This window comes from Streptococcus infantis (assembly GCF_047460825.1).
Taxonomy (GTDB): domain Bacteria; phylum Bacillota; class Bacilli; order Lactobacillales; family Streptococcaceae; genus Streptococcus; species Streptococcus infantis_V.
Genome location: NZ_JASHFO010000002.1, coordinates 1 through 22,121 on the forward strand (window position 1 = coordinate 1; position 22,121 = coordinate 22,121).

The following is a 22,121-nucleotide window of genomic DNA, read 5'->3' on the forward strand; positions in this document are numbered from 1 at the left end:
AGTCTATCTCTATCAACCTTTCTTGGTTTTGTTCCTTTTACTTGATGGTTTAGCTCTCCTGTTTTTTCTTTTAGCTTTAACCAGCAATAAATGGTATTACGTGAGATTTGGAAAACGTGTGATGCTTTTGTTATACTGCCTGTTCGCTCACAATAAGTGAGAACTTTTTTACGAAAATCTAATGAATATGCCATAAGAAGATTATACCACATTATGTACTATTTTGGGTTCAATTGACTATACAAAAGAGTAGTAATACTTAGAGTTACGAAATGAATTGTATTCTGCACTATGAAAACTTGGATCGAGAATTCTTGCTAATCGCACATCTTTCATGGTGGGTTTTGTGGTCATTTTAATATCAGTCTGCAGATAAGCATAATAGGTTTCCTTATCAAAGAAAGCTCCATCTACCGCTATCAAAGCACCATACATACCATCTTCATACTGAAACACCATCACAGCACCGTTCCTATATTTGCTTTCTACAGGAACAGGCTGAGCAATTCTCTTTTTGGGCTTTTCTTTTTTTACACTTATCTTTTCTAAAAACTTTTCTAGATTTTCACTTCTTTGTTCTAAAAATTCACTATCTGCACCCAATTCTTGAGCAAGTTCTAAATCTTCTTTGTTGAGAATGATTTCTTTAATTTCAAGCAAGAATTCGTCATCTAATTGCCCAACTTCCCATAAACAGTGTGCTAAGGCGAACAAGACATCATAAATATCGTCATCGTATAAATCCGACGTCAAGTCATTTTTAATTGTATTTGCATCTTCTCCTTGATTGTATCTCTCGAAGAATTCTTATTTAATATCTAAGGAAGTGTCATTTCCAAAAATCGTTGCATCCCATGTTCCCATAATTTATAGACTCCAATCTACTTTTTAACAGTTTTAAATATTTTGTTAGGTTTTGCAAAGAATCTATACCGAAGAGCATTTGTTCAATACCCTGTGAAGTATTAGTAAGGATAAATTCTTTGCCAATTTCATAGAAAATCATTTGAGTTCGATTATTTAGATTTTCATTAAACTATTTATTCAATTTCTTTGTGATACAGGTCTTAAATTCATCAGTTAATTTTTGTCGATAATACAAAAATCTTACAAAAGCTTCGCTATAACAGCTTCACCAATCAGAAAGATAGCTAAGCATTTCAAATACTATCATAAAATATTTCAAATCTTTTCCTTGCAGAATTTTCTATATCATCTGTAATAAACTAGATTACTAGAATTATACTTTATTAGATCCTTTAGATTAAACTTTTATTTTTAAAACTTTCTAAATAAACTATTTAACAATCAAATAATGTGCGTCTTTTATCTTATATTTTTCTAGATTGATAATAGTTTGTTTCTTATCAACAATATCATATTTAACCAGAGAATCATTGAATAAAAAATAATAGAAGTTGTCTTTGAATGTAAAATACGGTGCAATATATTGCTCTGTACTAAAGCCGTCCAGATGAATAATATCTTCTTCTAAATTGTCTAGATTGACTGTAGTAAAGGAAAATTCGCTATTATACAATCCCTCATTTTCTATAATCAATTGATTATTTTTAGCATCATAGTGAATATTAGTTGGATACTTATCAGGAATATCGATATAATTCTTGTTTTGACTCTTTAAATCAAAAACCAATAATTTATTTCCTGACTTATATTCCCCATTAGAATTACGTCCATCAAGTGCTTCCACAATATACAAGACATCATCTACATTAACCATTCTCATATATTCTGATGTTTCATCAAGATTATATTTTTCGACGATGTTGAACTCTTTATCCATTTTCCAAATTTCGGCATTAGGAACTTGAGTAGATAAATCCAATGTGGTTACAAGTAAGTATAAATAATTATCTACAATAACATACTGTTGACTAGCATTTAGTTGTCCATCATTTTTCATGGTGACATTAGTGACAACTTCTAAATTGTTATCATATTTATAAAATTCAATTCTATCTGTAAAGACAGCAGTTGCATATAAATAATCCCCGTCTGTTATGGAGGCGTAAGCAACATTTCCTTCTGCTAATTTAAATGTTTCACTTAAATTTTCCTTATTAATTCTAGATACATATCTTTTTAGACCTGAGGTATCTTTTGTTTTTGCAGTTGAATAGGATCCTGCATCTGAAAAACTTTCTGCCCAATAGATGTATTTTTCTTTTCTGGCTATATTACCCTTGAACTCATTTAAATCATAATCATCAAATACAGCTATTTTATCGCTATCCCAGATAGCCATTTTATAATCATCTACCGAATTTACCTTATTTGACTGACAGGCACTTAGACAAATAAGGCAGAAACAAGCACTGATAATCATCAACATGAAGTTCATAGCTCTTTTATTTCTTTTCAATATCATACTGATTTGCTCCTATATCGTTTGTTTCAACCAATTTAAGACGTTCAAACAGATGAATAGCATAAGTCCAATCTTATGTACCTACATCTACTCCAGTCACACATTAATCCTTGTTGCAACTAACTGAGAAGAGTAAAATTTGTTACTAGTATCACGATTGAAAATTCTTTGTTATAAGTCTTTCCAATTTGTCTAGCAGCTTAATAGGCAAATGATTGACTAGCTTTGATGCCCCTTTTTTAACATCTATTTGATAAACAGCACTATTACTTCAATGCCCATTGAAAGCTTAACGATACATGACAATCACAATATTCTTGTCATTATATCCTTGTATGATTTATTATATCAAAAAATAAAACGTTTTTTAAAATATTATCAAAATTTCTTGCACTCCATGCACCATGTTTTCCAGAACCTTTTATATTTTGTAATTTTTAAAGTTTCCCAAAAAAATCCAGCAAATCTTTGTAAGAATGAACTTCATAAGTTGGCTGAGCTTGGGTCTTATTTTCCAGATGATGAGGATTGTACCAGATGGTATCGATGCCCGCATTATTGCCACCTTGAATGTCGGCTGTCAGAGAATCTCCAATCATCAGCGTCTTTTCTTTACTAAAACCTGCAATCTGCTGACCAATTTTTTCATAAAAGAGAGCATCAGGTTTTTGGGTATGGAGCTGTTCTGAAATGAAAATCTCCTTGAAGTACGGTTTAATACCAGATTGTTCCAAACGACCTGTCTGAATATAGGTAATTCCATTTGTCGCAGCATAGAGCTCATAGCCTTGTTTTATCAAATTTCTTAATAAATCTTCCACACCTAGGTAAGTCTGCCCCTGTTTTGAAAGGAAAAACTGGTAGCGCTCTGCTAAGTAGGACCCATCTTTTTCAATACCAAAATGAGCAAACAATTTTTCAAAACGAGTGTTTATTAACTCAGCCTTTGTAATTTTTTTCTGTTCCAAATCCTTCCAAAGGGCTTTGTTCATGGGCACATAATAATCTTTGTAAGTTTGGATATCCTCTACTCCTTCTTCTTCTAAGAGTTGCGTCAGAGCTATATCCTCAGCAGCATCAAAATCGAGTAAGGTGTGATCGAGGTCGAATAATAGAAATTTGTATTTCAATTTTAAAAACTTCCTTTCTTGGGGGGACAAAGAGTGGGACTAAATGATTCAAAAAAATTTTAAAAATTTTACCTCTACTTATTGAATAACTTAGCCCAATTCTGCTTGGAATTTAAAAATCTGGAGACATAAACCTCATATTTGTCGATATAATAAAAAGCTAAGTAATTTTCAATTGGCATATATCGATAACGTTTTCCGTCATCTGTTAATTCACCATAACCTCGACTTGACACCAAAGGACATGCTTCTGGAAAGGTTTCTAAAGTTTCTAGTGCCGTTAGAATAAGGTCTAGTTTACTATCGGCAGATTGCTGGCTGTAAAAATTCAGTACAATATAATCATGTATTTCTCTCAAGTCTTTCTTAGCTTGATCCGTAAGAGAAACATGGTAACGTTTATGATTAGTCAAGTCCAAATTCCTTTCTTACATCTGCCAAAGACGTTAGTTTACCTTGCTCAACTTCTTGATGACCCATCAAAATTTCCTTTTTCAAGTCTTCAAAAGCAACCTGATATTGAGTCTCTTGTAAATCACTAAATACGAACTCTTTAGGATCAACCGCACCTGTCGCAATTTTACGAAGTGCAGCATTAAAGATATCTGACAGGGTTAACTTTTCATCAGCTATGATTTCTTTCGTTTGTTGGTAAAAAGTCGAATCTGCTCTAAAATTAACAGGTTGAGTACTTGCCATGATTAATACCTCTTTGTAAAGATGATTTGTAAATACATTTTATCATCTTTAGATTTGAAATTCAACGAAAAGCTCCTTTAACAGAAAAGGAGCTATCTTGTATGTTATTGGTGTACAGCTTGTGCAGCTGTGATTAATGTAAGTTTGAAGACGTCATCTGAGTTACATCCGCGAGAAAGGTCATTAACTGGTTTGTTCAAACCTTGCAACACTGGACCAACCGCTGCAAAGCCACCGAGACGTTCTGCCATCTTGTAACCAATATTTCCTGCTTCAATACCTGGGAAGATAAAGACGTTTGCTTGTCCAGCAACCTTGCTTCCTGGCGCCTTAAGAGCAGCTGTTTCTGGAACGAAGGCAGCATCAAATTGCAATTCACCATCGATTTCAAGGTCAGGACGCAAGTCGTGAGCAATCTTAGTTGCTTCAACGACCTTATCAACGCTTTCACCAAAACCTGAACCTTTAGTTGAATAGCTTAGCATAGCAATTTTTGGTTCGATACCGAACATCTTAGCTGTAATTGCAGAGTTAATCGCAATTTCTGCCAAAGCTTCAGCGTCAGGATTGATATTGATGGCACAGTCACCAAAGAGGTAACGTTCAGTACCACGAACCATGATGAAGGCACCAGAAGTACGGCTAACATTCGGACGAGTTTTAATGATTTGAAGGGCTGGGCGAACAGTTGCCGCAGTAGAGTGATTTGCTCCTGATACCATACCATCTACCAAGGACATATAAACCAACATAACACCAAAATAGTTCACGTCTTTAATCAAGATATCGCGAGCTTCATCTTCAGTCATTTTTCCTTTTCGACGTTCTACAAGTGATGCTACCATTTCCTCGAATTGAGGGTAATGTGCAGGATCGATTACTTCATAACCATCCATGATTCCTTCGATTTCAAGATAGATTTTAATTTTATCAGGATTTCCAAGTAGGACAGGGATAACTTCTGTTTCTTTTACGATGCGTTTGGTCGCTTGAAGAATACGTGGTTCTTCTCCTTCAGGCAAGACAATACGTACATTTTTGCCAACTAGGTTGGCTTTTAAACTTTCAAAAACTTCCATGAGTTTTGACTCCTTTTAAGATAAATTATTATTTGATAACTGAGTTATAAGATTGTTAAAATCATCCGGCAGTGGACTTTCCATCTCCAACTGCTCTTCAAGAAAAGGATGATAAAACGATAAGTAATGGCAATGTAGAGCTTGGCGCTCTATGCCATGTTCAAGACTACCACCGTAGAGGTCATCACCAAGCAAAGGGAAACCGATATGGGAGAAATGAACACGAATCTGGTGTGTCCTTCCCGTATGTAGTCGAATATCAACTAGATGAATATTGCCATAAGACTGCACTATTCGATAGGAAGTATGGGCATATTTACCACCTTTTGCCACTCGTCTAGTGATAATGGAATCTTCGTCACGGGCAATCGGGGCAATGATTTCACCTTGAGTTTCCAGAAACCCATCTCCTTTAACCAGAGCAAAATAGCGCTTTTCAATGGCTTTCTTTTGCAACTGCTTGTCTAGTCTAGCATGAGCATAACCATGTTTAGCAAAAAGCATGAGACCCGAAGTATCACGATCTAGTCTGGTTACAATGTGAACCTGCTGATTTTCATAGTTCTGTTTCACATAGTAGCCCTTGATAAAATTAGCGATGGTATTGGAATGATTGACACTAGGAATAGAGGCCACACCAAAGGGTTTGTTTAGGATTAAGAAATGATCATCTTCAAACAGAATATCCAGTGGATAATCAATTGCTTCCAGTGTCTCGAAACCTTCCTCAGGAGGAATGTCGATGACAACCACATCCCCAATATCTAAGAGATAGGTTGCATTTTGTGGATGACCGTTTACGCGAATATCTCCACCTCGAAACTTGATTTTGGCCAGTAAACCTTTAGAGACTTCATGCTTTTTCAGAAAAGTCTTTACCTTGACGTGTTCGTCAGCAATAAATTCAAACCTCATTCATCCACCTCACCAATAAAGGCATCTTTGACACGATTCCAAAAACTAGTATGGCTTGGTGTTGCTACAAAATGAATCTTATGGTGGTCAATTTGGTACTCTATTCTTTCAATATTACGGTAAGAATAAATACTATTGTCAACAGAAATCGTATGATAGTCATTACGAGTTGGTATCAATTCTATCTTATCCTTCTTAGGCACAATGATAGAAGAACCTAAGGTTCTGTAGACACGATTGTTAAGACTCGCAATTTCTGTCAATTGTAGGGCCTCAATAGTAGGGTGCAAAACAGCTCCACCAAGAGATTTATTATAGGCTGTACTCCCAGTTGGAGTCGATACCGTCAGGCCATCTCCCCTAAAACGTTCAAATGGCACTTGGTTAATGATAATATCGGCAACCATAGTCCTATCAGCTCTCCGAATACTTGCCTCATTCAAAGCTCGGAAAATTTTCACTTCTCCATTTTCCAAAAATATCTTTACATTTAAAAGTGGGTAAGACACACGAGCCCCAGTATCCAACTGTAAATTAGTAAGCAATTGATCTAGTTCAAAATCACGGTAATCCGTATAGAAACCTAAATGACCTGTGTGAACACCAACGAAGCGAACCTTATCCAGCTGGTCTTCATACTTGTGAAAAGCAGACAAAAGCATCCCATCCCCACCTATGGAAATCACGATATCGGGATGTTTATCATTTAATATAAAGTTATTCTTTTTAAGTCGATCTCTTAATTCATATAAGACTCTTTGACTTTGAGGTTTGCGATTAGCGATTAGATCAATTCGTTTACCTGTATTCTTCATCGGTATCGTCACTATTACCTACCCCGTCATTTAACTTTCTATGCAATGGATCAAAGAGTGCCTGTGCTTCCTGGATATCATCACGAATTTTACTCATTTCTTCATCCAATTGGTGAGAGATTCTTGCTGTGATTTCCAAGCGTTTCTTAATTTCTTCTGGAAAATCCCCTTGATATTTGTAATTGAGAGAATGCTCGATGGTAGCCCAGAAATTCATAGCCAAAGTACGAATCTGAATCTCCACCAGAATCGTTTTTGCACCGTAAATCGTATCAACCGTATACTCAATAATCACATGGTAAGAACGATAACCTGATGCCTTTCGATGAGTAATGTAGTCACGTTCTTGGACAACTCTCATGTCTTGCCTCCTACGAAGAATAGCAACAACTTCGCTCACGTCATCTACAAATTGAACCATGACACGTAAACCTGCAATATCTTGCAAGTCCTGTTCCAGCGTATCATACCCAATTCCTCGACGAGCCATTTTTTCTTTAATACTTTCAATCGGTTTGACTCGACCAGTTACAAACTCAATTGGAGAATGTTTATTTTGTTTGCGGTATTGTTTTCGAATACCTCGGAGTTTTATCTTCAGCTCTCCAACAGCCTGAATGTAAGGATCTAAAAATTCTTCCCATTCTGTAATCATATATCTTTTTTATCCAATCCTCTATAAACTTCGATTTATCTATTTTTTGATTTTCGAGGAAAAATCTTATACAATAAATACAATGCTTATTATACCATACAATCGCTTTCAAAGATAAGGAAAAAGTAAAAAAAATGAAACATTTAGAAATTGAAATGAAAACACTTCTAAACAAGGATGAATATCAAAGATTGCAGGATCACTTTTCAGGAGTCACACCTATTACACAAAAAAATTACTACCTAGACACGCCTGATTTTTACCTTCGGAAACATAAAATCGCTATGCGCATTCGTACTTTTGAAAATAGCGCTGAATTGACCATAAAAATCCCACAAAAAGTTGGAAATATGGAGTACAATCAAGATCTAAGCCTCGAGGAAGCAAACCATTGTCTTAAAGAATGTAAACTTCCGCAAGGAATGATTCTTGACGAATTGACTAGCCGTGGACTTTCAACCAGTGGCTGGGTAGTTTTAGGTTGCCTAACTACTGTTCGCTACGAAAAGCAAACTCCTATCGGACTCATGGCACTTGATCAAAGCCAATACTTTGATATTGTTGACTATGAGCTTGAATTAGAAGTGGAAGATGGCAACCAAGGTAGTCTTGATTTCCAAGAATTTTTACAAGCCAATGAAATCCATTACAAAAAAGCTCCTTCAAAATTGGTTCGTTTTATAGAAAATATGAAAAAATACTGAAATAATCTTCTTTTTTTGATAAAATAAAAGGGATGAAAAATAATAGAATCTGTTGTAGAGAGCATTTATCACTAAAAGTGTTTCACTACAGCGATTCACTTAGTTTAAAGAGGACGGTTTATCGATGTCAGATACAAAAAACATGAAACTTTTCGCACTATCTTCCAACCAGGAAATTGCTCAAAGAATCGCAGATGCTGCAGGTGTTCCACTTGGAAAAGTATCTTCACGCCAATTTTCAGATGGTGAAATCCAAGTTAACATCGAAGAAAGTGTTCGTGGATATGATGTTTATATCATCCAATCAACTAGTTATCCAGTAAATAACCACTTGATGGAACTCTTGATTATGGTTGATGCTTGTGTTCGCGCTAGTGCTAATACCATTAACGTTGTACTTCCATACTTCGGCTACGCTCGCCAAGATCGTATCGCTTCTTCACGCGAACCACTTACTGCAAAACTGGTTGCAAATATGTTGGTGAAAGCTGGAGTTAGTCGTGTATTGACTCTTGACCTCCATGCCGTTCAGGTTCAAGGATTCTTTGACATTCCTGTAGATAACCTCTATACAATTCCACTTTTTGCAAAACATTACTGCGATAAAGGTTTGACTGGTTCAGATGTGGTTGTTGTTAGTCCTAAAAACTCTGGTGTAAAACGTGCTCGTAGTCTTGCAGAATACCTAGATGCTCCGATTGCTATCATTGATTATGCACAAGATGATTCTGAACGTAGCCAAGGTTACATTATTGGGGAGGTTGAAGGTAAGAAAGCAATCTTAATCGATGACATTCTGAATACTGGCCGTACCTTCTCTGAAGCTGCTAAAATCTTAGAACGTGACGGCGCAACTGAAATCTATGCAGTTTCAAGTCATGGACTATTCGTTAACGGTGCTGCAGAGTTATTAGATGCAACAAATATCAAGGAGATCTTGGTTACAGATTCTGTTGTGACAGAAAGTAGAAAACCTAAAAACGTACAATACATCACTGCTAGTGAATTGATTGGTGATGCTATGGTTCGTATTCATGAAAGAAAACCAGTTAGTCCACTATTTAAATAGAAATTAGGTGAGTTTTTGATTTATTTGGATAATGCTGCAACGACTCCGATGTCTTCAGTAGCTATCTCAGCAATGACTCAAGTCATGCAAGAAACTTATGGCAACCCTTCTAGTATTCATGGCCATGGGCGCCAAGCAGGTAAACTATTACGAGAAGCTCGTCAAGAACTTGCAAGTTTACTAGGAACAAAGCCACAACATATATTTTTTACCACTGGTGGTACTGAAAGCAATAATACTGCTATCATCGGCTACTGCCTTCGCCATCAAAATCGTGGAAAGCACATTATCACTACTGCGATTGAGCACCATGCTGTTCTAGAACCCATCAAATACTTGGTTGAAAATTTCGGTTTTGAAGTGACTATTTTACATCCTGAACATCAAGAAATCACTGCAGACCAAGTCAAAAATGCACTGCGTGAAGATACCATTCTTGTTTCTACTATGTTTGCCAACAATGAAACTGGTACACTGTTACCTATTGCTGAAATTGGTGAGGTTCTAAAAAATCATCCAGCCGTTTATCATGTCGATGCAGTTCAGGCAATCGGTAAATTAGAGATACTTCCCGAAGAATTGGGAATTGATTTTCTCAGTGCTTCTGCACACAAATTTTATGGTCCAAAAGGAGTTGGTTTTCTCTATGCTGCATCTACAGATTTTGATTCCTACCTTCATGGTGGTGATCAAGAGCAGAAAAAAAGAGCAGGAACAGAAAATCTTCCTGCCATTGTAGGAATGGTAGCAGCTCTAAAGGATGATCTTGAAAACCAAGCACAAAACTTTGAAAAGGTTCAACAACTGAAAGACACCTTCTTAAAGGAAATGGCTGACACAGACTATTATCTCAATCAAGGGAAAGACCAGCTACCTTATGTCCTTAATATTGGATTCCCAAGTCAACGAAATGACCTACTACTCCTTCGTCTAGATCTTGCTGGAATTTCAATATCAACTGGTTCAGCTTGTACAGCTGGTGTCGTACAGGTTAGTCATGTTCTTCAGGCTTTCTACGGAGAAGACTCTCCTCGCTTGCACGAATCCGTTCGCGTCAGCATTTCACCTCAAAATACAGAGCAAGAAATGATCACCCTTGCACAAACTCTAAAAGAAATCATTGGAGGTTAACTCAATGGCATTCGAAAAAACCATTAGTCTTAAAAATTGCCGTTATAATTACACACTTAGCCCAACCGTCAAAAAGTTCACTCTAAAAGATAATACCTTTTTTGAAACTAAAGTTGGTAACTATGAATTAACACGTCTTCTTGAAAAAGTTCCAAATAGTGGAGAAGGATTTCAACTTAAGATCATCATCAACAAAGACTTAACAGGTGCAAAAATCAATATCACAGATAAATTTGGCCTACGTTTGGTTGATATCTTTAAATCAGAAGAAACTCATATCCACCAAGAGAAATTCTACTTCTTAATGGATAGCCTTGTTGAGCGTGGTGTCTTCACTAAAAGTGAAAGATAGAAGGTCCCTATGTTTCGATTAACTTACAAGGATACCTATCAAGTCGATCGCGTTTTAGAATACGACGATTACGAAGCACTCATGCTGTCACTTTCAGGATGTGTGACTCTTCCAGATACGACCGTCATTACTTCTCTTACCTATAAGGGAAAAGAAATCTATCAAGGTCTTCTGGGAGATCTCTATCGTTTTCTATTTCACTATGATTTTACAAAGATAAACTAAGATTTTCTTAGTTTTTTCTTGTTTTTGTTGATTTTTTCACAATCTTTCTATAAAATAGTATTTAGAAAGGTTGTGATTTTGTGAAAGAAAAACAGTCTGCTATTCCAAAAGCAACAGCAAAGAGACTTTCTCTTTATTATCGTATCTTTAAAAGATTTCATGCAGAAAAGATTGAAAGAGCCAACTCAAAACAAATTGCCGAGGCCATTGGTATTGATTCTGCTACCGTTAGACGAGATTTTTCCTACTTTGGTGAACTTGGTCGCCGTGGATTTGGCTACGATGTCAAAAAACTAATGACGTTTTTTGCTGATCTTCTAAATGATAATTCTATTACAAATGTTATGTTGGTGGGGATTGGTAATATGGGGCACGCTCTCCTTCACTACCGTTTCCATGAACGAAACAAAATGAAAATTATTATGGCTTTTGATTTGGATGATCATCCTGAAGTTGGTACAAAAACTCCCGATGGAATTCCAATTTATGGAATCTCCCAAATCAAGGATAAAATAAAAAATGCAGATGTAAAAACTGCAATCTTAACTGTTCCGAGTGTCAAATCACAAGAAGTAGCAAATCTCCTTGTCGAAGCAGGTATTAAAGGAATTTTAAGCTTTTCACCCGTTCATCTCCAACTACCAAAAGATGTGGTGGCTCAATATGTGGATTTAACTAGTGAATTGCAAACTCTCCTCTATTTCATGAGAAAAGAGGATTAGAAAGCGTAAGCATTTATGAAAAAACCAGTTATTGGGATTACAGGAAACGAAAAAGCTCATCCTGATGATGAGCTTATGATGAGCTATGCTGCAAAGGGCTTTGTTGAAGGAGTCAAGGAAGCTGGGGGAATTCCCATTATCCTACCCATTGGTGATCAAGAAATGGCCAGTTACTACATTGGCTTGATTGATAAACTCATTTTAACTGGTGGACAAAATGTCGATCCCAAGTTCTACGGTGAACCTAAAATGATCGATAGCGATGACTACCACCTTCAGAGAGATATTTTTGAGCTAGCTCTTATAAAAGAAGCCATTAAACAGGAGAAACCCATTTTTTCTGTTTGTCGAGGCACCCAGCTCTTTAATGTGGCTATGGGAGGAACTCTTTATCAAGATATTGAAGACCATTGGCAGGATACTTCAGCTGAGTATACAACTCAACGTTTAGTCACCGAGTCTGGTACTATTCTTCGAGAAATCTATGGAGAAATCTCTCATATCAACTCTTTCCATCATCAGAGCATTAAAGACCTTGCTCCAAATCTAAAAGTTGTAGCACACGATCCTAAAGATGGTATTATCGAGGCTGTAACAACGACTGATGGTTTCCCTTACCTCGGTGTTCAATGGCATCCTGAATTTCTTTTTGAAAATCGCCCCAAAGATAAAACACTTTTCGACTATGTCGTCAATGAACTCTAAGGCTACTAATAGGTTATTAAATCATGAATGAACTTAAAACACCTTCTACTCATGATATTTTGAGAGATTTAGAAGCTAATATTTTCACATCTGTTAAGAGCAAGGAAATAGAAGTTTATTTTCAACTTTCTAATCTATACAGACTTTTAACAGCCGAAAACTATCAAGCATTTTCTAAGGATAAAGAGAATCTTGATAAACTATCTCAAAAAGAAAAACAAAAGCAACTCAAAGAGTGGTCTAAAAAGGCAAAACCATTTTGTAAAAAAACAGATGCTAAATTAAAAGGTAAATTTCGCTCATCGGTCGGTTTTTACAGGGATATCGTCATCCATAAAAAAAGGTATTATAAAATAAAAGACTTCAATGCTATTGTTGATTTTATTGTGCAAGAAAAATTGCTAGTCCCTACATTAGCTCCACTTCCGGTCATAGATATGACTCAAGTAGAGTCCTATGCTTTACAAGAGATTGAGCAGGGTCCCCTAAAATTAAAAAAATAAACCTATATCAAGTCCGTCTTCTCACGATAACTAAAATAATCGGAGTGTGAGACGATAAGATGATCCAATAAGACCAACCCCATTAATTCGCAGGCTTCTTTAACAAGCTTCGTAACCTGATCATCATTTCTACTTGGCATAACAGCACCAGAAGGGTGATTGTGAACCAGAATCACAGATGTTGCCATATGCTTCAAAGCATAGTGGAGAATTTCCCGTGGTTCCGCAATACTTCTAGTAGCTGAGCCGATAAAAATGGTTTGCTGGTGAATAATTTGATTTTGTGTATTCAGATAGAGCGCCACCAGGTGCTCTTGTTTTTTATCTCCCAGTTCAGCTTGCATCTTTTTAGCCAGTCTTTGACTACTGAGAATACTCTCTGCCTCAATGGTTTCTTGTTTATGAATACGATGGCCCAATTCAATCATCGCTTGCAATTCAATAGCTTTCACTCTACCGATACCTGATAAACTCTGTAGTTCTTGCAAGGTCATTTTTTTCAAATCAGTTAAGCAATTTAATTGATTCAATACTTTTTGTGCGATTTCAAAAACAGTCGATTGACGAGTTCCTGTTCGTAATAAAATGGCTAGTAATTCCTGATTGCTCAAACTCTCTACTCCTTCGGTCACCAAACGTTCCCTTGGCAAGAGCGAATCTTCTTGAAATGAAATACTATACATAAAAATCCTCCTCACTTTATTATTCGTGAGAAGGATGCTTAATTCGATAAAAACTAGTTATTTTTAGATTTTTTCAAGAGCTAGTCGCAAATCTTCAATCAAATCATCGACATTTTCAAGACCGATTGAAAGACGAATTTGATTTTTAGTTACTCCTGCTGCTTCTAGATCTGAGTCAGACAACTGAGCATGTGTTGTAGTTGCGGGATGAACTACCAATGATTTAGCATCTGCCACATTGGCTAGGTTTGAAAAGATTTCTAAACTGTCAATTACCTTACGAGCTTCTGCTTCTCCACCTTTAACATGGAAGGTAAAGATTGAACCAACACCTTTTGGTAAATATTTCTCCGCCAAGGAATGGTAAGGGCTATCAGCTAATTTTGGATAGTTAACTTTTTCAACCTTTGGATGATTAACAAGGAAATCAACGATTTTTTCAGCGTTTTGAACATGGCGTTCTACACGGAGAGAAAGTGTTTCAAGCCCTTGCAAGAGCAAGAATGAGTTAAATGGTGAAAGGGCAGCTCCCATATCGCGAAGCAATTGCACGCGAGCAGCAACGATAAAGGCTGCAGCACCAACATCACGAGTATAGCTGATATTGTGGTAGCTTGGATCTTCATCGACTAATTGAGGGAATTTCCCTGAAGCAGCCCAGTCAAACTTACCGCTATCAACAATGACACCGCCAATAGTTGTACCGTGACCACCGATAAATTTAGTTGCCGAGTGAACTGAAATGTCTACACCATGAGAAAAGACATTGATTAGATATGGTGTTGCAAAAGTATTATCAGAAACTAAAGGAATTTGGTGTTTGTGGGCAATTTCAGCAATTTTTTCAATATCAGGAATGTTGATAACTGGATTACCCAAAGTTTCAATCAAAACAAGTTTAGTATTATCTTTAATCGCCGCCTCTACTTCTTCTAGATTATCAATATCAACAAAAGTTGTGGTGATTCCGTATCGAGGAAGGGTTTCTTTCAACAGGTTAAAGGTACCACCGTAGATAGTTGAAGCTGCAACCACGTGGTCTCCTGCGTGAGCAAGTCCAAGAATAGTATAAGTAAGAGCTGCCATCCCAGAAGCTGTAGCAAGGGCTCCTACACCACCTTCAAGAGCAGCAATACGTTCTTCAAAGGCTGAAGTTGTTGGGTTAGTGATACGAGTATAGATATTACCAGCCTTCTGAAGTGCAAACAGTTCTGCACCTTCTTGTGTATCTTCAAATACAAAAGATGTTGTTTGGTAAATTGGTACAGCACGAGATTTGGTAGTAGCATCTACCACTTGTCCTGCATGCAATTGCAGAGTTTCAAATTTAAATTCACGAGTCATCATCAGACCTCCAAAGATTTCATTAAATTAATTGTATCATCAATGACAGTCAGTTACAAATACAACTTTGTTATATCTTTGCATAAGCAATAGCTATGGCTATGCCTGATTGACAAAAATAGCAATCTTTTATTAGAATTGTAGAACTTTTTTCAGATAGTTAAAAATGTTTGTTTTCACTTCTCCTATACTTTATACTAGATATAAAGGAGAATACTATGTCAGAAAATAAACATGAAATAGATACAAACTTTGCTGGTCGTTTAAATATCCTACGTGCTGGTGTTCTTGGAGCTAATGACGGGATTATTTCCATCGCTGGAGTCGTTATCGGTGTTGCCAGTGCGACGAGCAATATCTGGATTATCTTTCTCTCAGGTTTGGCTGCCATCTTAGCAGGTGCATTTTCTATGGCTGGAGGCGAGTATGTCTCTGTATCTACTCAAAAAGACACTGAGGAAGCCGCTGTAGCGCGTGAACAATTACTTTTGCATAAGGATCTCGAGGCCGCAAAGAAATCTCTCTATGCTGCTTATCTTCAAAATGGTGAGTGTGAAACATCTGCTCAACTACTAACCAACAAAGCCTTTTTGAAAAATCCACTCAAGGCTTTGGTTGAGGAAAAATACGGAATCGAGTACGAAGAATTTACTAATCCTTGGCATGCTGCTGCATCTAGCTTCATCTCTTTTGTTCTTGGTAGTTTACCACCAATGCTTTCCGTTACAATCTTTCCAAGTGACTACCGAATCCCTGCTACTGTTTTTATCGTAGCGATTTCTCTATTAGTTACCGGCTACACCAGTGCAAAACTTGGAAAAGCTCCAACAAAAACAGCCATGATTCGTAACCTTTGTATCGGTTTGTTAACCATGGGAGTTACCTATCTATTCGGACAGTTGTTTAGTATTTAAGAGAAAAAAATGATGCTGGGTAAAAACTAGCTTTAAAATAAAAGCACACAGTGATTTCAGTCTTGAATTCCATCAAGAAGAAAGAAATACTGTGTGGTTTTTGAATAATAGATATTTTAGAGGCTGGATTCTTGACTAATTTTGTGAAATTCATAGTCATGAAGGTGAATCATATCTCTGCTTCGACTGCTTGTTTATTCCTAACACGTACTCTTCTAAAGCAACAAATAATCTATGCTCTACCATTTTCAGGGTTCATTTGAGCGATTTTATGTCCAGAGAAGACTTAAAGAGCATAAGCGAACAGTGCATTTTCATAAACATAGCTGAAAAAAGTCAGGGCAACCAGTATGAGAATTTTCCTATAGAAACATTTGACTTGGGATACTGTCAACAAATAAACTAATTATTTAATATTCATGAATTGTTAGAATATAACAGAACAAAATTACTTCCAAACTCAACTGATTTATGTTATAACCTGTAAACATTATCAGGATTTTCTATGTGTTCTTTGTTACTGTAATTTTAAAGCATGACATGAGAAAGTGATTCTTTCTGAACCTCTGAAATATCAAATGACGCAACATTTGCTCGATTATTGATAAACATAAATTGATGATGCGATAGACCTAACTTTATATACACATGATACACATAAGTAAACTGAATGTCATTGTCTTCTTCAGGAGTATTTGTAAGTTTTATCAACTAAAAAGCGCGATTATTAAGATAAAATACTAGGATTAAAAATTGACTTTTTTTCTATCAAAACAGGCAAATAAATCCCAATCACTTACTTTTTTCTTTAAAAGATTCATATATTTTTTTATATAAGTCTTTTATATCTTTTTTTTGAGAATTCAACTCTTCTTTACCATAGTCAAAATTTGCTACTACAAATCCCTCGTCAGCATTAGAAAAAGTAAAAAATTCTATGTCAATGAGTTTATTATGCTTAGAGTCCTCTATAGTGTCTCCTAAATTATTATTAAATTGCTTCACTTCTTCTTCACGAACTCCGAACCCAGAAGCAGCACCATTTGCAATGATGTTTGAAAATACTTCTTCTGAAGACACTACTTCTTTCACAGTTATGATGTATGTAGCTTCTTCCGTTTCTACTTGTTTCACTTTATTCCATTTTTCTGTATCACTAGAAGAAACCGTAAAAACTGTTAACTCCAACGTTGGTTTATTGGTATTCTCTTTTGAGATCATTTGTTTTCTAAAAAAGAAGAAGGCAAGTAACCCAGCTACAAAGATCAAAGCAATATAAATTATCTTTTTCATACATTATCCCCTATATCTTTCATATCAATGATCACATCAACTTTGTTATAGACAGCTGGATCATGCGTCGCTATAATAACATATTTGTCTTCATCTCTTTCATTTAATAATAAACGAATGATTTCTTTTCCAATCTCACCATCTAAAGCTCCTGTGGGTTCATCTGCTAAGATAATTTTACGTGGTTTCATTAACATTCTGGCAATAGCTACACGTTGAGCCTGCCCTCCAGACAATTCATATATTTTTTGATGTAAATAGTCACTTGACAGTCCTACTTTTTCAAGTACATCAGTTATTGTTTTTTTGTCTTTAGTGATAAGTTTCAGATTATCATATACTGTTTTGTTTTCGATTAAAGAATAATTTTGAAATACATATCCAACAGTATTTTTAAAAAAAGTTCTTTCTTTTATCTTCCAAATATCCTGTTTATCAACTAAAACATTCCCACTATCAATTTTTTCTAATCTTCCTATAATATTAAGAAGGGTGCTTTTACCAGATCCGGAACCTCCAATCAATGCATAACTTTTTCCAGATTCAAATCTTAAATTTAAGTCTGTAAAGATCTTCTTTGAGCCGAAACTTTTTGAAACGTTCAAAAGGTCAATTGTCATGTTTCATCTCCTTTTAAAATTTTAGTATAGCTTTCAGATAATTTTCTAAAACTCATGATTATTGACAACATCAAAACCAGCAGAGAAGCAAGACCAATATATAGCAACTCTATTTGACCTGTCATAAGAAATGTAAATAGGATAACCATTGTAATAGTCATCATAAAATACTTGAGACTTGAAATTGCTATATATGTTTTTGACAGACCCAAAATGATTTTCTTCACATATTCATTCTGTTTTAGGGCAATATAAAGTTGGACATATTGATAAATGAGTATAAAGACAATACTGTAAATTATCTTCTGCAAGATTTGTGACAGTAGAATTTGGTGCTCTAAAGATTGGATCTTCAACTTCACAATTTGGTAAACATCTACTGGATTCATTGAAACATTCAACTGGGTAGCCATCTCATTTATTTTCTTTACCGCCTCAGGACTAAAAAGAGACTTATTAGTTATATTACTAGCCAAAGTAAACTTGTTGTTTTCGATCATTTTGTCTGTATCTAACACAACAACAATGTTATCTTTGCTATCTGCTACACTTGGCATTGGTAAAATATCTTTATTTTTATGATCGATATCAGCATCCTCATTGAAATAAAAAATCTTATTACCATCAGGAATTATTTGTACTGCAAGTTCTTCTTTTGTATAGTTTGTTCCAATAAATTGTTCTGCTACAACTGTATTCTCAATAGATTTCTGGTTTTCTTTCCATTTTTCAGGAATATAGATAGTTGCTATCTTATTATCTAAAAGATGATAGTTTGTTCCATTCACTTTATTTTGTAGGTTAGCACCTGTTTGATTGATATAAATCAGATCTTTATTTATTTCTGGGTTCGTTATTCCATCATTTTCTAATTGTTTAGAAAAGTCTTCTAAAGCATGAGATGTATCTGGAACATAGGCCGAGGATCGTTCTATATATAAATAATCTAAGTTTTTTAAGGAAGCAGCTATCTGTAGATACTGACCATCCGAATCACTTACTTCTCCATTTTTAGCAGAGTTATTTTCAATTCCAAGGAACTCAATCCTTCTCCAGTCTTTTACTGTGTCCCATGGTACTAAATTCTGTATCTGTATGTTAATACTGGATTGGCTACTCTTTGTTTCTTGTAAAAAAATTCCTGATACAACGATAATAATCGAAATAATGGCAAGCCATACGACAAAAATAAGCTTGTTTTTCGCCTTGTTTTTGATAATTTCAATGGGCTTTTCAATCTGAATCGTCAACCAAAATAAAACAAAGGTGATGAGATCAATGATTTGAAATAGTATAAAATTCGTTATAAGCAGAGAGAAAAATAACTTAGAACTATAGGTTAAGAAACCATTTCCCAAAAAAGAACTGTAAGAAATCATCAATAAAGCCATCATAATCAGTTCAAAAATAAGAGAAATGCCATACTCTCTTCTAAGGTCGTATACAGGCAAGCCCAAAGAACGTCGTATCACTCCTTCTTTGATCTGCCTCGTCCTAACAACAAATAAAACAACTAATAAAGTTAAGTAAATGGACCCCATTAACAGTATTCTTAAAGTTCCAGTAAATTGTAAGATTCCTCCTATATACCAAGGATAAGCCATATAGACTGTTTGTAGTCCTGTCATCGTAAGTGGTTTCAAACTGTCTACATCCATTTCCCCAAGGGTGTAATACATCCCTATTATCGGTACTGACTTTAACTGTTCATTGTTTGCATCATCGAAATTTACATACTTCAACTGACCCGAACTCTGAACAATCGGCTTGTAAATGGTAACTTTTTCCGTTTTTGATAGGTCACGAATCATTTCGTAAATTTCGTTATTAGAAAGATTGCTTTTCCCTTGAATAGAAAAAGCACCATCAATTGGTAAAGGTATGGGCGTTTCGGTATCGCTAATAGTGACCAGACCAATTGCAGCAATCAAACAAAAGAAGAATCCAATGATACATAATTTTAATTTCATAAGCACTTACCATATCTTTTCATTGGGACTCTTGTTTTCATAAATTATTTTTAGAATCCATAATAATCCCAATATGCATTTAAGCGAACATCGTTTCAAGATTTTTTCTTGAAATGTCTATCTATAATCTTTTTTATCGTGAACTTTAACGTTCCCAAAATATTCGTTGGGGTTAATACTATGATTCCTTGACAAACACTTCTTATTATATTTGAACAATCTTGCGATAACTTCTTGAAGTAATCATAAAGATTAGGACATAGACTAAAGCAAAGATACCACAAATGGAAAGTGTTACACTTAACATCATAGCTGTATCCACACCACCAATAACCTTGAGAATCAAACTCAACATGTGATAGGCAAAAGCAAGGTGTAGGAAGGCAAAGATTACAGGGAGGAAGAAGACAGTCAAGACCTGCTTGTTAATGGTTTGCTTGATTTGTTTTTGATCCAAACCAACCTTCTGCAGGATGACAAAGCGTTCACGGTCTTCATAACCTTCTGAGATTTGTTTATAGTAGATAAGCAGTACAGTACCTATCATAAAGATGATAGAGAGGAAAATACCGATAAAGAGAACCCCTCCATAGAGAGCATTCATTTGGGCAATTGCATCACTTGAACCATTACCCCCGTAAACCATAGCATCTTCACTCTTGAGATTATGGCTAAAATTATTTACATACTCATCAAAATCATCAGCTAGTTTTAACTGTTCCTCTAGACTTGCGGTGACATCCATACCACCGTAGAACTGAGTGTAGACAGCAGAATCTTGGTACTGATCCAAAAAGCTTTGAAGATCTGGTACAACTAGGTAGTTAAAATCTGAAACTAAAAGGATATAGAGATTGGAAACATGGTTAGCTAAAAAATCTTGCTGGATTTCTTGCTTGATACTATACTCCTGACTGTTAAGACTAAATGATTTCTGACCTTTTAGTTGGTCATTTTTAGCCCACAGTCCGACTTCATTATCCGTTAAATCAAGCTTTTGTCCAGTCATTTTTGCATAGTCTTTTTGATCAAATACTAGAAAAACTGTCTTAGGTAATTCCGTGATTTGTTCTTTAGTCATAATGGTTAATTTAGTTCCATCTTGACTAGAAAGGCCAAAGCTAGCATAGCTAAGAACGTCTTTATTGCTAATCGTCAAGTTCTTTTCACTGGCATATTGAGTCAATAGTTGGTCTAAATTCTCAACTTCAATATTATTTCCCTTAGCCTTAACATCGAAATCATGAGGATACATGATATTTTTTATATTTTCAGAACCGTTGTAGATACTGGTTGCTGCAGACATGGTGATTAAAACCATGGTTGAAAGGATGGTAATGGTTGCTAAACCGACAGCGTTTTTCTTCATACGAAAGATAAGGTTAGAAACAGAGATGAGGTTATTGGGTTGGTAGTAATATCTTTTGTTTTTCTTGAGTAGCTGTAAGAAAACTGTAATACCCGCATTGAATAAGAGGTAGGTCGCAACAATTACCAACAGGACGGCTATAAAGAAAGTAACAGTCGCTGAAACTGGATCTTTTACGCTTTGTGCTAGATAGTAGCCACTACCTAGTGCAATTAGCCCTAGTAAAGTTTGAAGGACTAAGAAACGTCCCTTCTTCTCCCCTTCTACTTTTTCACGAGATAGTTGCAGAGCATCCATACGGATGATACGTAGGGTATTTAGAAACACAAGGACTAAAAAGATAAGACCAAATACTAGAAGAATTGAAAGGACTACGGACCATTGAAAGGTTGCGACTAGCTCTACCTTCATCTTTGCAAGTTTAAGCAATATAGCAAAGATGAGATTGTCAAAGAGGGCACCAATGCCAATCCCAGAAGTCACTGTTACTAAACCAAATATCAGGAGCTCCTTGAAGGTCATACCAATTAAATGGCACTTTTCTAGTCCCAACATACCATAGACACCCAGTTCTTTTGAGCGATTTTTCATAACAAAACTATTGGCATAAAGGACGATAATGGCTGACGCAAGGGTGACGACAAACATACCAAATCCTAGAGTAGTTTGAATGGTGGATCCTCCACGGATTTCCGCAATCTTGGGATTGAAGGTCAGAGAGTAAAAGAGATAGCTGATAGTAACTGCCAAAATGACTGCCAAAGCAAAGGGATAATAGAGTTTGCGGTTTTTGATTAAGTTGGATATGGCCAGCTTATTGGTTAATCGAAACATA

25 protein-coding genes and 1 pseudogene are annotated in these 22,121 nt (G+C 35.7%); 9 read left to right on the top strand and 17 right to left on the bottom strand.

Annotated elements, in window-relative coordinates:
• The 10 genes from QM911_RS00930 to QM911_RS00975 all read right to left on the bottom strand — a co-directional run.
• Positions 1 to 194: IS630 transposase-related protein (locus QM911_RS00930; RefSeq protein WP_414312823.1), on the bottom strand; the 194-nt coding region annotated here is incomplete at its 3' end.
• 43 nt (positions 195 to 237) lie between these two features.
• Complete coding sequence (locus QM911_RS00935) at positions 238 to 753, bottom strand: hypothetical protein (RefSeq protein WP_414312824.1); 516 nt, start codon at positions 751 to 753, stop codon at positions 238 to 240.
• A gap of 544 nt (positions 754 to 1,297) precedes the next feature.
• Positions 1,298 to 2,389: a hypothetical protein gene (locus tag QM911_RS00940; RefSeq protein ID WP_414312825.1), complete on the bottom strand. Its 1,092-nt coding sequence runs from the start codon at positions 2,387 to 2,389 to the stop codon at positions 1,298 to 1,300.
• 437 nt (positions 2,390 to 2,826) lie between these two features.
• Positions 2,827 to 3,519, bottom strand: coding sequence for a YjjG family noncanonical pyrimidine nucleotidase (locus QM911_RS00945; RefSeq protein ID WP_414312826.1), 693 nt, complete (start codon positions 3,517 to 3,519; stop codon positions 2,827 to 2,829).
• 74 nt (positions 3,520 to 3,593) lie between these two features.
• Positions 3,594 to 3,932: a type II toxin-antitoxin system RelE/ParE family toxin gene (locus QM911_RS00950; RefSeq protein ID WP_414312827.1), complete on the bottom strand. Its 339-nt coding sequence runs from the start codon at positions 3,930 to 3,932 to the stop codon at positions 3,594 to 3,596.
• Entirely contained in the window at positions 3,925 to 4,218 is a 294-nt protein-coding gene (locus QM911_RS00955; protein WP_000168947.1) for a hypothetical protein, read from the bottom strand. The genes QM911_RS00950 and QM911_RS00955 overlap by 8 nt, the downstream gene beginning before the upstream one ends.
• Before the next feature lie 104 nt (positions 4,219 to 4,322).
• Positions 4,323 to 5,297, bottom strand: coding sequence for a phosphate acetyltransferase (gene pta, locus QM911_RS00960; protein WP_414312828.1), 975 nt, complete (start codon positions 5,295 to 5,297; stop codon positions 4,323 to 4,325).
• A 15-nt stretch (positions 5,298 to 5,312) separates the two neighbouring features.
• A complete protein-coding gene (locus QM911_RS00965; protein ID WP_414312829.1) occupies positions 5,313 to 6,212 on the bottom strand; it encodes an RluA family pseudouridine synthase in 900 nt (299 codons plus the stop codon).
• Positions 6,209 to 7,027, bottom strand: a complete 819-nt coding sequence (locus tag QM911_RS00970) for an NAD kinase (protein ID WP_025171265.1) — start codon at positions 7,025 to 7,027, stop codon at positions 6,209 to 6,211. Before QM911_RS00970 ends, QM911_RS00965 begins: the two co-directional genes overlap by 4 nt.
• Positions 7,011 to 7,682, bottom strand: coding sequence for a GTP pyrophosphokinase (locus tag QM911_RS00975; RefSeq protein ID WP_414312830.1), 672 nt, complete (start codon positions 7,680 to 7,682; stop codon positions 7,011 to 7,013). Before QM911_RS00975 ends, QM911_RS00970 begins: the two co-directional genes overlap by 17 nt.
• 134 nt (positions 7,683 to 7,816) lie before the next feature.
• Between QM911_RS00975 and QM911_RS00980 the strand changes: the two genes are divergently transcribed.
• From QM911_RS00980 to QM911_RS01015, 8 genes are all read left to right on the top strand, one after another.
• A complete protein-coding gene (locus tag QM911_RS00980; protein ID WP_000681314.1) occupies positions 7,817 to 8,386 on the top strand; it encodes a CYTH domain-containing protein in 570 nt (189 codons plus the stop codon).
• A gap of 124 nt (positions 8,387 to 8,510) precedes the next feature.
• Positions 8,511 to 9,455 carry a ribose-phosphate diphosphokinase gene (locus tag QM911_RS00985; RefSeq protein ID WP_001285421.1) on the top strand — a complete coding sequence of 315 codons (945 nt, stop codon included), beginning with the start codon at positions 8,511 to 8,513 and terminating at the stop codon, positions 9,453 to 9,455.
• 15 nt (positions 9,456 to 9,470) lie between these two features.
• Positions 9,471 to 10,586 carry a cysteine desulfurase family protein gene (locus QM911_RS00990; protein ID WP_414312831.1) on the top strand — a complete coding sequence of 372 codons (1,116 nt, stop codon included), beginning with the start codon at positions 9,471 to 9,473 and terminating at the stop codon, positions 10,584 to 10,586.
• A 4-nt stretch (positions 10,587 to 10,590) separates the two neighbouring features.
• Positions 10,591 to 10,938, top strand: coding sequence for a DUF1831 domain-containing protein (locus tag QM911_RS00995; RefSeq protein ID WP_414273386.1), 348 nt, complete (start codon positions 10,591 to 10,593; stop codon positions 10,936 to 10,938).
• Positions 10,939 to 10,947: 9 nt separating this feature from the next.
• Complete coding sequence (locus tag QM911_RS01000) at positions 10,948 to 11,163, top strand: DUF4649 family protein (protein ID WP_414312832.1); 216 nt, start codon at positions 10,948 to 10,950, stop codon at positions 11,161 to 11,163.
• 80 nt (positions 11,164 to 11,243) lie between these two features.
• Complete coding sequence (locus QM911_RS01005) at positions 11,244 to 11,885, top strand: redox-sensing transcriptional repressor Rex (protein WP_000660647.1); 642 nt, start codon at positions 11,244 to 11,246, stop codon at positions 11,883 to 11,885.
• Positions 11,886 to 11,900: 15 nt separating this feature from the next.
• Complete coding sequence (locus tag QM911_RS01010) at positions 11,901 to 12,590, top strand: gamma-glutamyl-gamma-aminobutyrate hydrolase family protein (RefSeq protein ID WP_414312833.1); 690 nt, start codon at positions 11,901 to 11,903, stop codon at positions 12,588 to 12,590.
• 23 nt (positions 12,591 to 12,613) lie between these two features.
• The gene (locus QM911_RS01015; protein ID WP_414312834.1) at positions 12,614 to 13,093 is read left to right on the top strand and encodes a hypothetical protein; all 480 of its coding nucleotides are present in this window, start codon (positions 12,614 to 12,616) and stop codon (positions 13,091 to 13,093) included.
• Positions 13,094 to 13,095: 2 nt separating this feature from the next.
• Here QM911_RS01015 and radC read toward each other — a convergent pair whose 3' ends face one another.
• Together radC and QM911_RS01025 are read right to left on the bottom strand one after the other, a co-directional pair.
• The gene (radC, locus tag QM911_RS01020) at positions 13,096 to 13,776 is read right to left on the bottom strand and encodes a RadC family protein (RefSeq protein WP_414312835.1); all 681 of its coding nucleotides are present in this window, start codon (positions 13,774 to 13,776) and stop codon (positions 13,096 to 13,098) included.
• 63 nt (positions 13,777 to 13,839) lie between these two features.
• Positions 13,840 to 15,120, bottom strand: a complete 1,281-nt coding sequence (locus tag QM911_RS01025) for an O-acetylhomoserine aminocarboxypropyltransferase/cysteine synthase family protein (protein ID WP_414312890.1) — start codon at positions 15,118 to 15,120, stop codon at positions 13,840 to 13,842.
• Positions 15,121 to 15,338: 218 nt separating this feature from the next.
• On the opposite strand from QM911_RS01025, the gene QM911_RS01030 reads away from it, so the two are divergent.
• Positions 15,339 to 16,034, top strand: a complete 696-nt coding sequence (locus QM911_RS01030; protein ID WP_414312836.1) for a VIT family protein — start codon at positions 15,339 to 15,341, stop codon at positions 16,032 to 16,034.
• Between the two features lie 289 nt (positions 16,035 to 16,323).
• Here QM911_RS01030 and QM911_RS01035 read toward each other — a convergent pair.
• The 5 genes and pseudogenes from QM911_RS01035 to QM911_RS01055 form a co-directional block, all read right to left on the bottom strand.
• A pseudogene (locus QM911_RS01035) lies at positions 16,324 to 16,525 on the bottom strand (IS5/IS1182 family transposase); the annotation flags it as partial.
• Positions 16,526 to 16,826: 301 nt separating this feature from the next.
• Entirely contained in the window at positions 16,827 to 17,327 is a 501-nt protein-coding gene (locus tag QM911_RS01040) for a hypothetical protein (protein WP_414312837.1), read from the bottom strand.
• Complete coding sequence (locus QM911_RS01045) at positions 17,324 to 17,947, bottom strand: ATP-binding cassette domain-containing protein (RefSeq protein ID WP_075228579.1); 624 nt, start codon at positions 17,945 to 17,947, stop codon at positions 17,324 to 17,326. The genes QM911_RS01040 and QM911_RS01045 overlap by 4 nt, the downstream gene beginning before the upstream one ends.
• The gene (locus QM911_RS01050) at positions 17,944 to 19,917 is read right to left on the bottom strand and encodes an ABC transporter permease (protein WP_414312838.1); all 1,974 of its coding nucleotides are present in this window, start codon (positions 19,915 to 19,917) and stop codon (positions 17,944 to 17,946) included. The genes QM911_RS01045 and QM911_RS01050 overlap by 4 nt, the downstream gene beginning before the upstream one ends.
• A gap of 205 nt (positions 19,918 to 20,122) precedes the next feature.
• Positions 20,123 to 22,120 carry an ABC transporter permease gene (locus tag QM911_RS01055; RefSeq protein WP_414312839.1) on the bottom strand — a complete coding sequence of 666 codons (1,998 nt, stop codon included), beginning with the start codon at positions 22,118 to 22,120 and terminating at the stop codon, positions 20,123 to 20,125.
• Between the last annotated feature and the right edge of the window lies 1 nt (position 22,121).